The organism is Achromobacter sp. LC458, assembly GCF_001005835.2.
Taxonomy (GTDB): Bacteria; Pseudomonadota; Gammaproteobacteria; order Burkholderiales; family Burkholderiaceae_B; genus Achromobacter; species Achromobacter spanius_B.
The window spans coordinates 49,386-64,080 of the sequence record NZ_LBHW02000007.1 but is presented as its reverse complement, the minus strand read 5'-3'; the positions used below and the strand labels follow the sequence as shown (position 1 = coordinate 64,080).

General features: G+C 64.5%; 16 protein-coding genes. 7 read left to right on the top strand and 9 right to left on the bottom strand.

The window, feature by feature from the left end:
• Window positions 1-110 precede the first annotated feature (110 nt).
• Together YH64_RS08085 and YH64_RS08080 are read left to right on the top strand one after the other, a co-directional pair.
• A complete protein-coding gene (locus tag YH64_RS08085) occupies window positions 111-368 on the top strand; it encodes a DUF1488 family protein (protein ID WP_046805685.1) in 258 nt (85 codons plus the stop codon).
• A 27-nt stretch (window positions 369-395) separates the two neighbouring features.
• Complete coding sequence (locus YH64_RS08080) at window positions 396-1,238, top strand: symmetrical bis(5'-nucleosyl)-tetraphosphatase (RefSeq protein WP_046805686.1); 843 nt, start codon at window positions 396-398, stop codon at window positions 1,236-1,238.
• Window positions 1,239-1,263: 25 nt separating this feature from the next.
• Here YH64_RS08080 and YH64_RS30475 read toward each other — a convergent pair whose 3' ends face one another.
• Both YH64_RS30475 and YH64_RS08070 read right to left on the bottom strand, forming a co-directional pair.
• The gene (locus YH64_RS30475; RefSeq protein ID WP_046805687.1) at window positions 1,264-2,259 is read right to left on the bottom strand and encodes a c-type cytochrome; all 996 of its coding nucleotides are present in this window, start codon (window positions 2,257-2,259) and stop codon (window positions 1,264-1,266) included.
• Window positions 2,256-2,678: a cytochrome c family protein gene (locus tag YH64_RS08070; RefSeq protein ID WP_255444210.1), complete on the bottom strand. Its 423-nt coding sequence runs from the start codon at window positions 2,676-2,678 to the stop codon at window positions 2,256-2,258. Before YH64_RS08070 ends, YH64_RS30475 begins: the two co-directional genes overlap by 4 nt.
• A 462-nt stretch (window positions 2,679-3,140) precedes the next feature.
• Here YH64_RS08070 and YH64_RS08065 point away from each other — a divergent pair, with 462 nt between their 5' ends.
• Genes YH64_RS08065 through YH64_RS08055 form a run of 3 tightly spaced genes read left to right on the top strand, consistent with a single transcriptional unit; the run spans window position 3,141 to window position 7,175 of the window.
• Complete coding sequence (locus tag YH64_RS08065; protein WP_255444209.1) at window positions 3,141-4,211, top strand: c-type cytochrome; 1,071 nt, start codon at window positions 3,141-3,143, stop codon at window positions 4,209-4,211.
• Between the two features lie 56 nt (window positions 4,212-4,267).
• A complete protein-coding gene (locus YH64_RS08060) occupies window positions 4,268-6,790 on the top strand; it encodes a cbb3-type cytochrome c oxidase subunit I (protein WP_143215298.1) in 2,523 nt (840 codons plus the stop codon).
• Between the two features lie 4 nt (window positions 6,791-6,794).
• A complete protein-coding gene (locus tag YH64_RS08055; RefSeq protein ID WP_046805689.1) occupies window positions 6,795-7,175 on the top strand; it encodes a hypothetical protein in 381 nt (126 codons plus the stop codon).
• Window positions 7,176-7,191: 16 nt separating this feature from the next.
• Here the strand turns inward: YH64_RS08055 and YH64_RS08050 are convergent, their stop codons facing one another.
• From YH64_RS08050 to YH64_RS08020, 7 genes are all read right to left on the bottom strand, one after another.
• Window positions 7,192-7,752: a DUF4142 domain-containing protein gene (locus tag YH64_RS08050; protein WP_143215288.1), complete on the bottom strand. Its 561-nt coding sequence runs from the start codon at window positions 7,750-7,752 to the stop codon at window positions 7,192-7,194.
• A gap of 80 nt (window positions 7,753-7,832) precedes the next feature.
• Window positions 7,833-8,318 carry a DUF421 domain-containing protein gene (locus YH64_RS08045; protein ID WP_255444206.1) on the bottom strand — a complete coding sequence of 162 codons (486 nt, stop codon included), beginning with the start codon at window positions 8,316-8,318 and terminating at the stop codon, window positions 7,833-7,835.
• A gap of 167 nt (window positions 8,319-8,485) precedes the next feature.
• Window positions 8,486-9,868 carry a ferric reductase-like transmembrane domain-containing protein gene (locus YH64_RS08040; RefSeq protein ID WP_046805692.1) on the bottom strand — a complete coding sequence of 461 codons (1,383 nt, stop codon included), beginning with the start codon at window positions 9,866-9,868 and terminating at the stop codon, window positions 8,486-8,488.
• Between the two features lie 176 nt (window positions 9,869-10,044).
• The gene (gene arsH, locus YH64_RS08035; RefSeq protein WP_046805693.1) at window positions 10,045-10,788 is read right to left on the bottom strand and encodes an arsenical resistance protein ArsH; all 744 of its coding nucleotides are present in this window, start codon (window positions 10,786-10,788) and stop codon (window positions 10,045-10,047) included.
• Complete coding sequence (locus YH64_RS08030; RefSeq protein WP_046805694.1) at window positions 10,785-12,056, bottom strand: MFS transporter; 1,272 nt, start codon at window positions 12,054-12,056, stop codon at window positions 10,785-10,787. The genes arsH and YH64_RS08030 overlap by 4 nt, the downstream gene beginning before the upstream one ends.
• Before the next feature lie 9 nt (window positions 12,057-12,065).
• Window positions 12,066-12,491: an arsenate reductase (glutaredoxin) gene (gene arsC / locus YH64_RS08025; RefSeq protein WP_046805695.1), complete on the bottom strand. Its 426-nt coding sequence runs from the start codon at window positions 12,489-12,491 to the stop codon at window positions 12,066-12,068.
• Between the two features lie 67 nt (window positions 12,492-12,558).
• The gene (locus tag YH64_RS08020) at window positions 12,559-12,885 is read right to left on the bottom strand and encodes a helix-turn-helix transcriptional regulator (protein ID WP_046805696.1); all 327 of its coding nucleotides are present in this window, start codon (window positions 12,883-12,885) and stop codon (window positions 12,559-12,561) included.
• A 78-nt stretch (window positions 12,886-12,963) separates the two neighbouring features.
• On the opposite strand from YH64_RS08020, the gene YH64_RS08015 reads away from it, so the two are divergent.
• Together YH64_RS08015 and YH64_RS08010 are read left to right on the top strand one after the other, a co-directional pair.
• Window positions 12,964-13,311, top strand: coding sequence for a helix-turn-helix transcriptional regulator (locus tag YH64_RS08015; RefSeq protein WP_046805697.1), 348 nt, complete (start codon window positions 12,964-12,966; stop codon window positions 13,309-13,311).
• Between the two features lie 17 nt (window positions 13,312-13,328).
• A complete protein-coding gene (locus YH64_RS08010; RefSeq protein ID WP_046805698.1) occupies window positions 13,329-14,609 on the top strand; it encodes an arsenic transporter in 1,281 nt (426 codons plus the stop codon).
• Window positions 14,610-14,695 lie beyond the last annotated feature (86 nt).

Here is a 14,695-nt window from a genome sequence, read left to right as displayed (position 1 = left end):
TCGCCACACTACCGGCGCCAAACTACCAGCGACAAACTACCAGGGACAAGCAACCCGCCACAAGCAACAACCAATCTGCCCAGCCCTAACGATCAAGGAGGATCGATCCCATGAAATTCACCAAAGCCACCGGTGCGCACACGCAAGGCGACGCTGTCCTGTTCAACATGGAAACGGCCGGCGTCACGCGGCAATTCGAGATCTCGGGCGACGTCTTGCGGCGCCGTTTCGGCGCGGCGGACGACACCGCCACCGAACTGCTGCACGCGTTCGAAAACGCCGCCCAGGCGCTGCAAGACGCCGCCCAACGCGCAAAGGGGGTGCCCGCCGACGGCCCCATCCAGTTGGGCGAGGGCGATTTCGCCTGACGGACTCGCGCCGACGGCGGGGCAAACATGGACATCCAGGCACCACCGAACGCGCCGTCGATCTGGGTGATCGGCGACGTGCACGGCTGCGTGGATTCGCTGGACGCCTTGCTGGCACGCCCCGAGATCGCCGATGACCCGCATTGCCGCCTGTGGTTCGTGGGCGACTTGATCAACCGGGGTCCGGATTCCGCCGCCACATTGCGGCGCGTCATGGCGCTGGGCGAACGGGCCACAGTGGTACTGGGCAATCATGACCTGCGCGCGCTGGGGATTGCAGCCGGCTGCATCCGCCCCGGGCGGCACGACACATTGGATGAGCTGTTCGCCTCCCCCGACGCGCACGAGCTGCTGCACTGGCTGCGTCAGCGGCCCCTGATGCACGTGGAAGCCGGCCATGTGCTGGTGCACGCCGGCATCTACCCCAGCTGGGACGTGCGCACCGCCCAGGCGCTGGCGGATGAAGCGCAGGCGCCGCTACGCGGAGATCGCTGGCGGGCCGTCATGCACGCATTGCACGGCGGCTCGCCGCGCGCCTGGTCGCCAAAACTGCATGGCGACTCGCGGCTGCGGTTCATCGTAAGCGCGTTCACGCGCATGCGGCTGTGCTCGCGCGATGGGGCCATGGCGCTGGGCGCCAAAGCCACCCCGGGCCATTGGCCGCAAGGCACCTTGCCGTGGTTCGACGTGCCCGGGCGGGCCTGCGTCGACACCCCCATCCTGTTCGGCCATTGGGCCACGCTAGGGTTATTGGTACGCCGTGACGTCACCTGCCTGGACACCGGCTGCGTGACGGGAGGCGTGCTGACGGCGCTGCGCGTGGCCGACCGAAAGTTGTTGCAAGTGGGGGCGGAAGCGTTGCAAGTCTGAGCCGCCGCGTGCCCGCTATTCAACGCTATTCAACATTGGACAGGGTCTGTAAAAACGCCGCGATGTCGCGCGCGTCCTGTTCGCGCAGGCCCAGGGCGGGCATGGCAGTGCCCGGCTTGATACGTTGCGGGTCCATCAACCACTGCTGCATGGAGTCAGGCGAATTCGGCACAACGCCGGCGATGCGCGAACGGTCCGCCATGCCATCCAGCGACGGGCCAACATAGTGGCGCGCACCCGGCACCCCGGGGATGGCGTGGCAGGTCACGCACAGATACTGCTGCAACGCATCGCGCCCGGCCTTGGCGTCGCCCAGGCGACTGTCGCCTGCGCGCATGCCGCCTACGCGCACGTCGCATGCGCGCATGTTGCCTACGCCCAATTCGCCTGCGCCCAATTCGCCTGCGCCCATTTCGCCCACGCGCCTGTCGCCTGCGCGCACGCCGCTTGGCCGCGCCTCTGTAGGCGCGATTGACGCGGAGGACGCCGCGCCCGAAGCCGGGTCACCGGACGGCGCGGCGTCGCGATATTGCTGCGGCGATAGCGTCGGCAACACCCGCAGGTATCCCACCACATCCCAAATCTGCTCGTCCGTCATGCGGTACTGCCAGGCGGGCATGCCGGTCATCTTGATGCCCTGGCGAATGATCCAGAAGACCTCGGCCGCCGGACGCTCCCGAGCGCTGGTCACCAGCGGCGGGGGCGGGGGATTCAGCCCCAGCGCATAGGGTTCGGGCGCCTGGCCCGGCCCACCGTGGCACTGCGCGCAATGCGCGCGGTACAGCGCATCGCCGCGCCGTATGCGCTGCGGGCTGTCCAGGTCCGGGACCTTGATATCCGCCGACCGCAACTTCACCGACCGCGTGGACGCCACGTCCAGCAGGGCGTAGACGGGCATGGTGTGCGGGCCGGTGGCGCTGACGTCATACCAGCCGAAGTAGACAACCGCGCTGCCGGCCGCCGCGCCCGCAACGGCCAACGCGGCAACACACCAGGCAGCGATACGTGGCCAGCGTCTCATTGCGCCTCCTGTCCCTTGGGCAAGCTCAGCAGGAACGCCGCAATGTCTTGGGCCTCGGCCTGGCTCAAGCCGACGTTCGGCATGGCGGTGCGCGGATTGATGGCGGGTGGGTCCATCAACCAGCGGACCAAATTGGCGGGCGTGTTGGGCAGCAGCCCCGTCAAATAGGCCTGCCGCCCCAGATTGTCCAGGGGCGGCCCCACGGCGGATGCCGGACCGCGTACCGTCGGCACGGCGTGGCAGGCCAGGCAACCGTGCTTGGACACCAGCTGCCGCCCGCGCGCCGCGTTGGCATTGCTGGGCAGGGCGTCAGCGGACAGGTTCTGCGCCAATGGCGGACGCTCGTCCCCGCACGCCGCCAGCAACGACAGCGCGGCAGCGCCAAGCAGGATGAGGGGAGGGCGAGCGATAAGGCGCAAGAGGGTCTGACGTCCAGCGGCTGAGATACCTGCCAAGCGCCAGCAAGTGTCGTTCCTCGTGGTCGGCATCGCTTGCGCGGAAGGTCCGATGTGATGGCGGGACCTCCGCACACTACGTTCACCGTTTCATAACGAGAAACCCAATGATCAGCATTCCCAACAGGGTCCCGCCCAACGCCAACGCCGCGCGTTCACCGCGTTCGGCACCGTGGAAATACAACGCGCAGCACGCTGCGGCGGTGATCACTATCAGGAGCCCCAGGACGAAAGGGCGCCAATGACTCCGTAACGCAAAGCACGCCCCGCGCATGGCAAATCTGAGTTTGCTCATGGGCTCTTGCGAAATTTGAAGACCGGGTGTCGATTGTGCCAAATGCGCCGCCACTGGAATAGTGTTTTCCACTGATCGCGCTAATTGTTTTCCCTTAGTGTCCGCAGTGTCGACTCTATACAAGACGCGATATGCAAGCCCGCCGGGTATGCCACATGCTGACGCGCGGCATGGCCGCCATCCTTTCCTACGTGCTTGCCACCGCGCAGGCGGATTCCGCCGGGACGCGCTTGCCTGCTGCAATTTCGCGCGGGCCGGCGGGCGACGGCGCGCATGTCATTGCCGACATCAGCCAAGTCCTGTTCATCGGCGCCACGGCGATTTTTGTGGTGGTGTTCGCGTTGGTGGCCGTGGCGCTGTTTGGCTCGGCCGCCGCGCGTCGGCGTCTGTCCAGCCCCGCACTGATCGTTGGCGCGGGCATTGCGTTTCCCGTGGTCGCGCTGACCGCGTTGCTGGTCTACGCGTTGAGCACAGGGCCTTCCATGGCCGGCGACGGCGCCAAGCCTGCGGTGCGCATCGCCGTCAAGGGCGAACTATGGTGGTGGCGGGTGCGCTACCACGACGCGTCGGGCGCCGTCTTGTTCGACACCGCCAACGACATTCGCATACCCGTTGGCGCATGGGTTGAGTTCGAGCTGAGTTCCGACAACGTCATCCACAGCTTCTGGGTGCCCGAACTGGCGGGCAAGCTGGACATGATTCCCGGCCGCGTGAACCGCCTGCGGGTACGCGCGCAGGCGGCAGGCACGTTTACCGGGCAATGCGCCGAATATTGCGGCGCGCAACACGCCAACATGAAGTTCAACGTGGTGGCGTTGGAACCCGACGCGTACCAAGCATGGCAAGACGCACAGGTGCGGCCGGCTGAGGTGCGGCCGGCTCAGGTGCGGCCGGCTGAGGCGCCGCCAGCCCGGGCGTCCGCGCCCACGCTGCATCAGGGCGCGCAAGTCTTCCAGCAAGCGTGCGCGCAATGCCACACCGTGCGCGGCACGGCGGCCCGGGGCACGCTGGGCCCAGACCTGACCCACGTAGGCAGCCGCCTGTCGCTGGCAGCCGGTGTGCTGCCTAACAACGTAGGCGCACTGGCCGGGTGGATCGCCGACAGCCAACACATCAAACCGGGCAACCCCATGCCGTCCTTCAACCAACTGCCAGGCGAAGATCTGCGCGCCGTGGCCCGCTACCTGGAAAGCCTGAAGTGAGCGATAACGCCCAGCCCCCCGCGACCGCCACCCCACAAGCGCCGCCCGTAGGCGCCTTGTTGACGCCCAAGCTGCCCAATCCTTCGCCGCGCCCGCAGGAAGAAGAGGGCGCGCTGTTGCGGGCGTGGTGGCGGCCCAGTGGGTGGCGCCTGGTTACCGTGGTCGATAACGCGTCGATCGGCTTGCTTTATATCGCCACGGCCTTTCTCTTCTTCCTGTTGGCCGGCGTACTGGCGCTATTGATGCGCACGCAATTGGCCGCACCCGATAGCCACCTGATCGGGCACGCGCTGTACAACCAGCTGTTCACCATGCACGGCACCGTGATGATGTTTCTGTTCGCCGTGCCCGCCGTGGAAGCCATCGCCGTATTGTTGTTGCCCAACATGCTGGGCGCGCGCGACCTGCCGTTTCCCAGGTTATCGGCCTATGCCTATTGGGCCTACGCGGTGGGCGGGCTGGTGTTTTTTTGCAGCATCTTCTTTGGCCTGGCGCCCGACGGCGGCTGGTTCATGTACCCCCCGCTGACCGGCTCGCAATATTCGCCCGCCATGAACGCGGACTTGTGGCTGCTGGGCATCGGCTTCATCGAAATATCGGCCATCGCGGGGGCCATCGAGCTGGCCGTGGGCATTCTGCGCACGCGCGCGCCGGGCATGAGCCTGGACAAGATGCCGATCTTTGCGTGGGTGATGCTGGTGTTCTGCGGCATGGTCATCATCGCGTTTCCCGCGGTCATCGTGGCCACGGCGCTGCTGGAACTGGAACGCGCCTTCGACATGCCGTTCTTCATCACGCAACGCGGCGGCGACCCCTTGCTGTGGCAGCACTTGTTCTGGTTCTTTGGCCACCCCGAGGTCTACATCATCTTCCTGCCCGCCGCCGGCATGGTGTCGATGATGGTGCCCGCCATGACGGGCGTGCCGCTGGTGGGCTACCGCTGGGTGGTCATGGCGGTGGTGGGCACCGGGTTTCTCAGCTTCGGCCTGTGGGTGCACCACATGTTCGCCACCGGCATCCCGGCGCTGTCGCTAAGCTTTGCGTCAGCGGCAAGCATGGCCGTGTCGGTGCCCACGGCCATCCAGGTATTCGCCTGGATCGCGACGATAGCGGCGGCGCTGCGCTTGCGGCCTTTGAAGACGCCGATGCTGTTTATCCTGGGGTTCTTCTTCATCTTTGTGCTGGGCGGACTGACCGGCGTGATGGTGGCCGTGATTCCGTTCGACCTGCAAGCGCACGACTCGTATTTCGTCGTCGCGCATTTGCACTATGTGCTGTTCGGCGGGATGGTGTTCCCGCTGTTCGCGGCGTTCTATTTCTGGACGCCGCTGGTCAGCAGGCGCGCCTTGTCCGAACGCCTGGGGCGCTGGGCATTCTGGTTGATGTTCGTGGGCTTTAACGTCACGTTTTTTCCCATGCATTTCACGGGCCTGGCCGGCATGCCGCGCCGCGTCTATACCTACGCCGAGAGCCAAGGCTGGGGCCTGCTGAACATGGTGTCCACCGTGGGCGCCTACCTGATCGCGGCCGGCGTGCTGGTGTTCATCTGGGACCTGGCGCGCAACTTCCGCCCGGCCATCGGCCGTAACGCCGGCAACGTCTGGAACGCGGGCACGCTGGAATGGCTACCCAGCGAAATCTATGGCGTGCGCAGCATTCCACGCGTGACCTCGCGCGAACCTCTATGGGACCAGCCTGGCCTGGCGCGCGATGTGGCCGCTGGCCGCTATTTCTTGCCTTCCGCACCCTCGGGAACGCGCTCAACGCTGGTGACCAGCGCCGTGGACGCGCAGCCCGATTACGTGTTGCCGCTGCCCGGCCCGGGATGGTTGCCGCTGTTGGCCGCCCTGGGCACGGCAGGATTCTTCTTGCTGCTTACCTTCAAGATGCACGCGTTGGCAGCGGCCTGCGGCGTGCTGGCAGTGGCATCGTTGTGGCGTTGGTTGTGGGACGCCGACACCGGGCCGGACTACGCGCCCGTAGACATCGGGGCGGGCGAGCGTGTGCCGATGATGTGCTCGGGCGCGGCATCCCATTACGGCTGGGCCATGACGCTGCTGGTGATCGTCTGCGCCAGCATTTTCGGATCGTTGTGCTTTGCGTATCTATTCCTGTGGACCACCGCGCCCGGCGCCTGGCCGGACGTCGCGGAACTGGCCGGCGTGGGGCGCCCCGTGCTGTCCGCCTGCCTGCTGCTGGGCGGCTCCGCGCTGGTGGCGCGCTGCGGGCATTGGCTGCGCGTGAAACAGCATGGCCTGTTCAGGGCCGGCATGGTAACGGGCGCGGTGTTGCTGGGCGTGGCCTCCGGGCTTGAGCTCCATGGACACTGGGCACATGGGCTGCGGCCGCAGGCCTCTGCCTATGCGGCGGCCGTGTACGCGGTGTCTGGCTTGCAGGCATTTTTTGCATTGATCGCCATGACGATGGGCGCGTTCACGGTGGCACGCTCGGTTGCGGGCCGGCTGTCCTACACGCGGCGCGCCTGCTATCACGCCACGATGATGATGTGGCACTACATCGTGGCACAGGGTCTGTTGGGGTTGGGGCTGATGCACGCCTTTCCCCGGCTGGTGGGGTAGGGCGATGAAGCTGCCTCTGACCCCGCGCCTGACCTCGCCACTCGGCCGCGACCTGTTGTTGCTGATTGCCGGCCCGCTCATCTGGATGGTGCACTTTCTAAGTATCTACATCGTCAACGCATTGGCATGCGCGCGGCCCGATTCCGCGTTCGCGATGCAGGCGGGTGGCCTGCCAGTGTCGTCCTGGGTAATTATTGCCGCCAGCATCGCCGCGTGGATGGCAATGGCGGTGGCCGCGCGCCACGCGGCCCGACGGTCCAGGCATGAAAACGCCCCGGACGGCGCGCGCTTTCGCGCTTGGCTGACCGGGGCGTTGTGCGTGTTGTCGGCGTTGGCGGTCGTTTGGCAGACCGTGCCGGTTTTCCTGGTGGCCGCCTGCGGCTAGCGGCCTGGCGTCAAGGCTACTTTTTCACGCCCTGTTCCAGCGTCTTTGCCATTTGCAGATGCTGCTGCAAGATGGGCAGGGTTTCAGCCGCAAACTGCTTGACCTCCGGGTCCTTGGCATTCTTGGACGCGTCTTCAAACAGCTTGACCGCATCTTCATGCGCCGACACGCCCACGCCTTCCGCATAGGCCTTGTCAAACCCGTCGTCGCGCATGCCCAGCGTCTTCAACTTGGCTTGCTGCATCAGCGACGGCTCGGTCGGCGCGTCATAGCCCTTGCTCTTCGCCAAGCTGGCCAGCTTTTGTCCGGCCTTGCCGTGGTCGTCGATCATCTTCTGCGCAAAGCTCTTGATTTCAGCGTTCTGCGACTTCTGCAGGGCAAGCTTGCTGCCTTCCACTTCCATATGACCCGACTGTGCGGCATTTTCCAGAAAATCGCGGTCTTTGCTGTCCAGCTTGGAATCGGCGGCCATCGGCGTGGCGGGCGCGGCGGGCGAAGTCTGCTGCGCAACAGCAGCGGTGCCGACACCTAGCGCGGCAACCGAAAGCAGGGCGGCGGTAAGGGTGCGAGTTTTCATGTACGTCTCCCAAGGGGGTGGCGCGGCGCGCCGTTGATAAGAACTACCCTTGTGCTATCCAGCAAACCGCGTTCCCGCCGTCATGGCTTGTTCTCGGATTCCTCAAGCGTGGAATTCTCCGGCACGGGATGTTCGGTCTGGTTGATTACGCTGAATTCGCCGGTGGGTTCCAGGTACGCGCGCTTGACGCGGCCGATGTCGCCCACGCCTTTCAGGCGCAGTTGTTCCATCAATTCGCCCCGGCTGATGTGTTCGCGCTTCAAACCCGCCACAAGGATGCGGCCATCGCGGATCAGGCAGATACGCTGCGGTTCCAGAAAGCGCTGCAAGGGCGGGATGTAATAGCACAGGCGATCCAGCAGATAGCTCCACCCGACAATCGTCGTGACGACGATGATGCCGTCTCCCATGGAATAAGAATCGCCCGACATGGCATTACCCGCCGCGTCGGCCACCAGCACCAACACGAGCATGTCCGCCACGCCCAACGATCCTATGTCCCGGCGGCCCGATATGCGCAGCAACGCGTACAACACCCAATACATGGTGGTGCCGCGGACCATCATTTCCGCGAACCCGGCTTGAAGCGCAAAAATTTCAGCAATATCCGACATCGTGGCGACAACACGTAAGCCGCGCTGGGGCGGCGATGCCGAGGAAGCAGCAAATGTTGTGCCTGTGGGGGTGGGGCTGCTGCCCGTCGTATCCGTCGCCCCACGAATGCCTTAACGTGCTAACGCATCCTATACAGCTCGAAATGGAAATGACGCGCGACCGGGAAGCCGTGGGCGGCAAGATCCTTGCGTAGCGCCTCGCCCAATGCGGAGGGGCCACAGAACCAGAGGCTGGCCTCGCGCCATGCGGGCACCAGCGCACGCATCCTTTCACCATCGAGCCTGCCGTCGCGCGCGCGAATCAATAGGTGCAGCCGCACACCGGCTGCCTCGGCGCGCGCCCGTAGCCGGGCAAGCGCGGCGTCATCGACTTCGGTGGTCATGTGAATCAGGTCGATTGCTGGCGGCGTGGCAGGGTGGGAGTTGCCGTTGCCGTTGGCACTCGCATCGGCATTCGCCTTGGCATCGGCCAGGGCGTCCATGCGGGCCAGGAAGGGCGTGATGCCGATACCGCCCGCCACCCAGATCTGGCGCGGCATGCCGTCGTCAAACGTGAAGTCGCCGTAGGGGCCCTCGATGCGTACCGCCTGGCCCGGTTTCAGGGTATGCGGCAAGCGGCGGGTATGGTCGCCCAGCGCCTTGGCGATGATGGTGATGCGGGCCGCGTGGGGTTTCCAGGCGGAAGCAATCGTATAAGGGTGCGGGCCTTCCGACGCATTCGACATGGCAAAGACGAACTGGCCGGGACGATGGCCCGGCCACCCCGGGCTGGTTTCCAACTCGATTTCCAGCGATTCCACCCCCGGAAAATGCGTCAAGCCGACCACCTTCGCCCACACTTGTCGCCCGCTGTTGGTGGCCCGAAGCAGCAAGAGCACGGCGGCCACGCTGCCGGCCGCCATCAATGCGGCGGCAAGCCACCCCACCGGCTGCGTCCAGTAGGCGTAGTCCAGCAGAACCACGGCATGCACGACCAGCACCAGGAATAGGGCCGCGATAATCCGATGCGTCTTGTAGAACAGCCGATAGGGAAAAAAGCGCAGCAGCGCCAGCACCACCAACACCACGACACCGTAAAACGCCCATTCGCCCAGCGCTTCCGCGTCGTGCCGCCACCGATGCAGAAACGTGTCGACGACATCAACCGGGGGCTGGCGCGGCGGCCGGGCGCCGGGCTCGAACCAGCCCCACTGGATCGCCGGCCGAAAGCCGTTCTTGAACAACCAGTGCAGCAGCGAGAAGAATAGGGCACCGATGCCCAACCATTTGTGCAGCCGGTACATCTTGTCCAGGCCGCCCAGCGGTCGCTCGGGCCAGCGCGGGCGCGCCGCCAGCACCAGCGCCAGGCTCATACAGGCAAGGGCAAGCAAGCCGGACAACTGGATCAGCGCGGCGCGCACCGTATAAGGACTTGATGCGCCCCACAACCGGGAATCGGCCAGCGCCCACAACAGCGCGACCAGCAGCAAGGAAAAAACCAGTGTCAGCTTGATCGCGCGCATCTTGCTCCTCCGGGTTCAGCGCGCATGGGTCCGGGCAAGCGCTGTCGACGTGGTTGATGGAACCGGCCATCAAGATGCCTCTGCGGTGACGGGATACCGCGACCCTCTCTGTCACCGAATTGTTCGATGAATATAGTCCTGCATCCGGCGAAAGTCTTGGACAAAGATCAAGGTTTTCAAGGCGCCATTGCTTCGCGCGCCAAGCGCGCGACCTCTTGGGCCACGCCTTTGCGTTCGCTGTACCGGTCCGTCAGGTAGTCGCAGCGGTCGCGCACCAGCAAGGTGAACTTGACCAGTTCTTCCATCACGTCGACCACGCGGTCGTAGTAGGCGGACGGCTTCATGCGCCCGGCATCGTCAAATTCCTGGAACGCCTTGGCCACCGATGATTGGTTGGGGATGGTGACCATCCGCATCCAGCGGCCCAGCACGCGCAGCGCGTTCACCGCGTTGAAAGACTGCGACCCGCCCGACACCTGCATGACCGCCAGCGTGCGGCCTTGCGTGGGGCGCACGCTGCCGGTCTCCAGCGGCAGCCAGTCGATCTGGCTCTTGAAGACGCCGGTCAACGTGCCGTGCCGTTCGGGGCTGCACCACACCTGGCCTTCGGACCACAGCGACAGCGCACGCAGCTCGGCCACCTTGGGATGATCGGCAGGCGCGCCGTCCGGCAACGGCAGGCCGTGCGGATCGAAAATGCGCGTCTCGGCGCCCAATCGGTTCAGAATGCGAGCGGCTTCTTCGACCAGCAGCCTGCTGTAAGAACGCTCGCGCAGCGAGCCGTACAGCAACAGGATGCGCGGCGGATGGGACGCGCCATGGGCCAGGGAGAGCTTGTCGTGGCTGGGCACGTCCAGCAGGGCTTCGTCCAACGCGGGCAGGGCTCCGTTTGAAAGGAAAGGGGAAGGGTAGTTCGTCATGGCAACAAGTCTCTTTCTGCTTGAATCAAATGAAGTCTGGGCCGGCTCATCCACGCAGCCAGCCAGAAAGTGGCGGCCAGCACGCCGGCCACCGCGACGATGGCGATCAGCGCCGTGTCGTAAGACGCGTCCACCGCCCACAATGCCGCGGCGCCCACCGGCGCGGCGGCACGCGCCAAGGTCATGGGCACCGTCAGCAAACCATTGATCGCCCCATAGGCATGGCGGCTTAACATTTCGGGCACCACCATGCCACGCACGATCGTGAATATGCCGTTGGCCGCGCCGTAGACCACGCAAGCACTTGCCACAGTCAGAAAATCAGCGGGCAGGAACGCCAGCGCGGCAAAGGCCAGCGGAAAGATCGCGACCACCACGGCTCCCACCGCGCGCATCGGCGCTTGCGCCGCGAACAGGCTGACCATGACGCGCCCAGCCACCTGCGCCGGGCCAATCAACGCAATGGCCTGCACGACCGATGCGGTGTCGAGGCCGCGCTCGCGCAGCAATGGATACATATGAAAAGTGAAGGCCGAGAACAAGGCTGCATACGCCGTCAAGGACACCAGCAACGTCCAGAAAACCGGCCGGTGCAGCGCGACGACGACGGCCTGACGATTGTGCTCCCGCTGCTGCGCGGCATTGGAGCCGCCTGCCGGCTTCGCGTCGCGCGCCGGCTGGATGAAGAGCAGGTAGGCGCTAGAACAGACCAGTACATTGACCGCGGCCAACGTCAGCAGCGCTGCGCGCCACCCCCATTCATCCAGCAACCATTGCACCAGCGGTATGAAAACCGTGCTGGCGAATCCGCCCCACAGCGTCAACGCCGTGATACCGGCGCGCGAATGGCCGGGCCCGACGCGACGCGCGACAACGGCAAAGGCCGGCTCGTACAGCGTGGCCGCCTGCAATGCCCCGATGGCGCCAACCAGCACGTAGAACGCCACCAGCGACGTCACTTGTGACCACAGCATCAGCAAGCCGCCCGCTGCCAGCGAAGACAGCCCCATGACCCAGCGTCCATGACCCCGGTCCACAGCCAGGCCGACGGGGTACGCCGACAACGCCGCCAGGATCAGGCCCAGCGTGGCGGCGCCGTAAAGATCGGGCTTGCTCCATCCCAAATCGGCGCCCATGGCCTCCGCAATCAGCGGAAAGCTGTAATACAGCGAACCCCAGGAACAGATTTGGCCTATACCCAGTGCAGTGACCAGGCCGTGCGCCTTGTCGGGACGGGGGGCATCCGGGGCCGTCGGGCGGTTTGCCATGGGGAGGCGCTAGCGCACGCGGCGTCCGCTGTCGTCGATCACGACTTCGCCATCTTCCTTGGTGAAAGCGCCGCGCTGCGGCTGTTCCAGAATGTCCAGCACCAGCTCCGAAGGCCGGCACAGACGTACGCCGGCCGATGTGACGACAAAGGGCCGATTGATGAGGATGGGGTTTTCAAGCATGGCGTCGAGCAAGGCGGCTTCGGACAGCGATTCATCATTCAGTCCCAGCGCCTGATACGCCGATTCCTTCTGGCGGATGGCGTCTCGTACCGACAGGCCGGCGCGCGAAATCAGGTCGACCAGTGTGGCGCGATCGGGCGGCGTCTTCAAATACTCGATGACTTCCGGCTCGATGCCTGCGTTGCGAATCAGCGCCAGGGTGTTGCGCGAGGTGCCGCACTTCGGATTGTGGTAGATGGTGACGGAGCTCATGGGGGTCCTGTGATGTGCGGTTAAAAGTCGCAACGAAAGAAAGAAGGCAGAAAGGGGAAGGGCAGGCTCATCGCGCTGGGTCGGTGTCCAGGGTCGGCTCGACGCAGGCCACGCCATTGCAACATTCGGCGGTCAAGTAATCGACCAGCCCGAACATCAAAGTGGTGTTCGCGCGGTAGCGCAGATAGCGTCCTTCCTGCTCGACGGTGAGCAGGCCGGATTGCGTCAGCGCTTTCAAATGGAAAGACAAATTCGTCGGCGGTAAGTCGAGTTCGGCGGCAATCTGGCCCGCGACGCAGCCGTCGGGCGCAGCGCGCACCAACAGACGAAAGATGTCCAGCCGGACCCCGGAGGCGAGCGATTCGAAAACAGTGACGGCGGTGTTTTTGTCCATTTGCGGATACTACAACAATTGTTGAAGTATCGGAATATCTGCTTTACTTCTTTATGAGGGTTCCACTACATTCGAACAATGGAAATTAACGACGCCGTAAAAGCCCTGTCCGCGATCGCCCACGAATCGCGGTTGACCGTATTTCGCCTGCTGGTTCAAGCGGGGCCGGGCGGCCTGCCGGCGGGCCACCTCGCCGAGCGGACCGGTATCCCCCCATCGTCCCTGTCTTTTCACCTGAAAGAACTGGTGCACGCCGGCTTGTTGCATTCGCGTCAACAGGGCCGGTTTGTCATCTACGAAGCTCGCTTCGAATCCATGGCGGCGCTATTGACCTATTTGACGGAGAACTGCTGCGGCGGCCAGCCCTGCATGCCGGACGCGGGACGCCATTGGAGCTCAAGCAGATCGGCGCGCAGCCGCCCGTGATCTGACGCGGGGGCTCCATGTTCGCAGCAATAACGATCTTTGCCATTACCTTGGTTTTAGTTATCTGGCAGCCCAGGGGCTTGGGCATAGGCTGGAGCGCCAGCCTGGGAGCAGTCGTCGCTCTAGCGGCGGGCGTGGTCCAGATGTCGGATATTCCTATCGTGTGGAATATCGTCTGGAACGCCACCGCCACGTTCGTGTCGGTCATCGTCATCAGTCTGTTGCTGGATGAGGCGGGCTTCTTTGAGTGGGCGGCGTTGCACGTCGCGCGATGGGGCAGGGGTAATGGCCGCGTTCTGTTCGCACTGATCGTCCTGCTGGGCGCGGCAGTAGCGGCATTGTTTGCCAACGACGGCGCGGCGCTCATCCTTACTCCCATCGTAATGGCGATGCTTCTGGCTCTGGGCTTCAGCCCGGCGGCGACGTTGGCATTCGTGATGGCGGCGGGGTTTATCGCCGACGCGGCCAGCCTGCCGTTGATCGTGTCGAACCTGGTCAACATCGTGTCGGCCGATTTTTTCGATATCAGCTTCGGACGCTACGCCGCCATCATGGCGCCGGTGAACCTCGTTGCGGTCGTGGCGTCGCTGGGCATGTTGTTCTTTTACTTCCGCAAACAGATTCCCACGGACTATGACCCAACCCAGCTCAAACCAGCCGCCGTGGCCATCCGGGACTTGAACACATTCCGGTCCGGATGGGCGGTGCTGGTGCTGTTGTTGGTCGGTTTTTTCTGGCTGGAGCCCTTGGGGGTGCCCGTCAGCGCGGTTGCCGCGGCGGGAGCAGTGATATTGCTGCTGGTCGCCGGTCGTGGACACAAGATCAGCACTCGCAAGGTAATCCGGGAAGCGCCCTGGCAAGTCGTCGTGTTTTCTTTAGGGATGTACCTGGTGGTGTACGGGCTGCGCAACGCCGGGCTGACCCAATATCTGGCGGAGTTGCTGTCATGGATTGCCGGGCAGGGCATCTGGTCCGCCACGATGGGGGCCGGTATTCTGGCGGCGCTACTGTCGTCCATCATGAACAACATGCCCACGGTACTGATCGGCGCCTTGTCCATCGAGGCCAGCCAGGCGTCCGGCGTGGTCAAGGAAGCAATGGTCTACGCAAATGTCATCGGCAGTGACCTGGGCCCGAAGATAACGCCCATCGGCAGTCTGGCCACGCTGCTATGGCTGCATGTGTTGGCGCGCAAAGGAATGACTATTTCGTGGGGCTATTACTTCAAGGTGGGGGTTGTGTTGACGTTGCCGGTGCTGCTGATCACGCTGGGCGCGTTGGCGATCCGACTGGGGTAGCGCGTGGCGACTAGCGCCTTGGCCGACCCAGCCGATCCATTACTTTACATAATACACATTATGCGCATTACGCCAATGCGGCAGGG

Bases quoted from the DNA above. Each gene is read 5' to 3' on its own strand.
- YH64_RS08010 (WP_046805698.1), top strand. From the start codon at position 13,329: ATGTTCGCAGCAATAACGATCTTTGCCATTACCTTGGTTTTAGTTATC.
- YH64_RS30475 (WP_046805687.1), bottom strand. From the start codon at position 2,259: ATGAGACGCTGGCCACGTATCGCTGCCTGGTGTGTTGCCGCGTTGGCC.
- YH64_RS08085 (WP_046805685.1), top strand. From the start codon at position 111: ATGAAATTCACCAAAGCCACCGGTGCGCACACGCAAGGCGACGCTGTC.
- YH64_RS08030 (WP_046805694.1), bottom strand. From the start codon at position 12,056: ATGGCAAACCGCCCGACGGCCCCGGATGCCCCCCGTCCCGACAAGGCG.
- arsC (WP_046805695.1), bottom strand. From the start codon at position 12,491: ATGAGCTCCGTCACCATCTACCACAATCCGAAGTGCGGCACCTCGCGC.
- arsH (WP_046805693.1), bottom strand. From the start codon at position 10,788: ATGACGAACTACCCTTCCCCTTTCCTTTCAAACGGAGCCCTGCCCGCG.
- YH64_RS08015 (WP_046805697.1), top strand. From the start codon at position 12,964: ATGGAAATTAACGACGCCGTAAAAGCCCTGTCCGCGATCGCCCACGAA.
- YH64_RS08080 (WP_046805686.1), top strand. From the start codon at position 396: ATGGACATCCAGGCACCACCGAACGCGCCGTCGATCTGGGTGATCGGC.
- YH64_RS08020 (WP_046805696.1), bottom strand. From the start codon at position 12,885: ATGGACAAAAACACCGCCGTCACTGTTTTCGAATCGCTCGCCTCCGGG.
- YH64_RS08040 (WP_046805692.1), bottom strand. From the start codon at position 9,868: ATGCGCGCGATCAAGCTGACACTGGTTTTTTCCTTGCTGCTGGTCGCG.
- YH64_RS08045 (WP_255444206.1), bottom strand. From the start codon at position 8,318: ATGATGGTCCGCGGCACCACCATGTATTGGGTGTTGTACGCGTTGCTG.
- YH64_RS08055 (WP_046805689.1), top strand. From the start codon at position 6,795: ATGAAGCTGCCTCTGACCCCGCGCCTGACCTCGCCACTCGGCCGCGAC.
- YH64_RS08050 (WP_143215288.1), bottom strand. From the start codon at position 7,752: ATGAAAACTCGCACCCTTACCGCCGCCCTGCTTTCGGTTGCCGCGCTA.
- YH64_RS08065 (WP_255444209.1), top strand. From the start codon at position 3,141: ATGCAAGCCCGCCGGGTATGCCACATGCTGACGCGCGGCATGGCCGCC.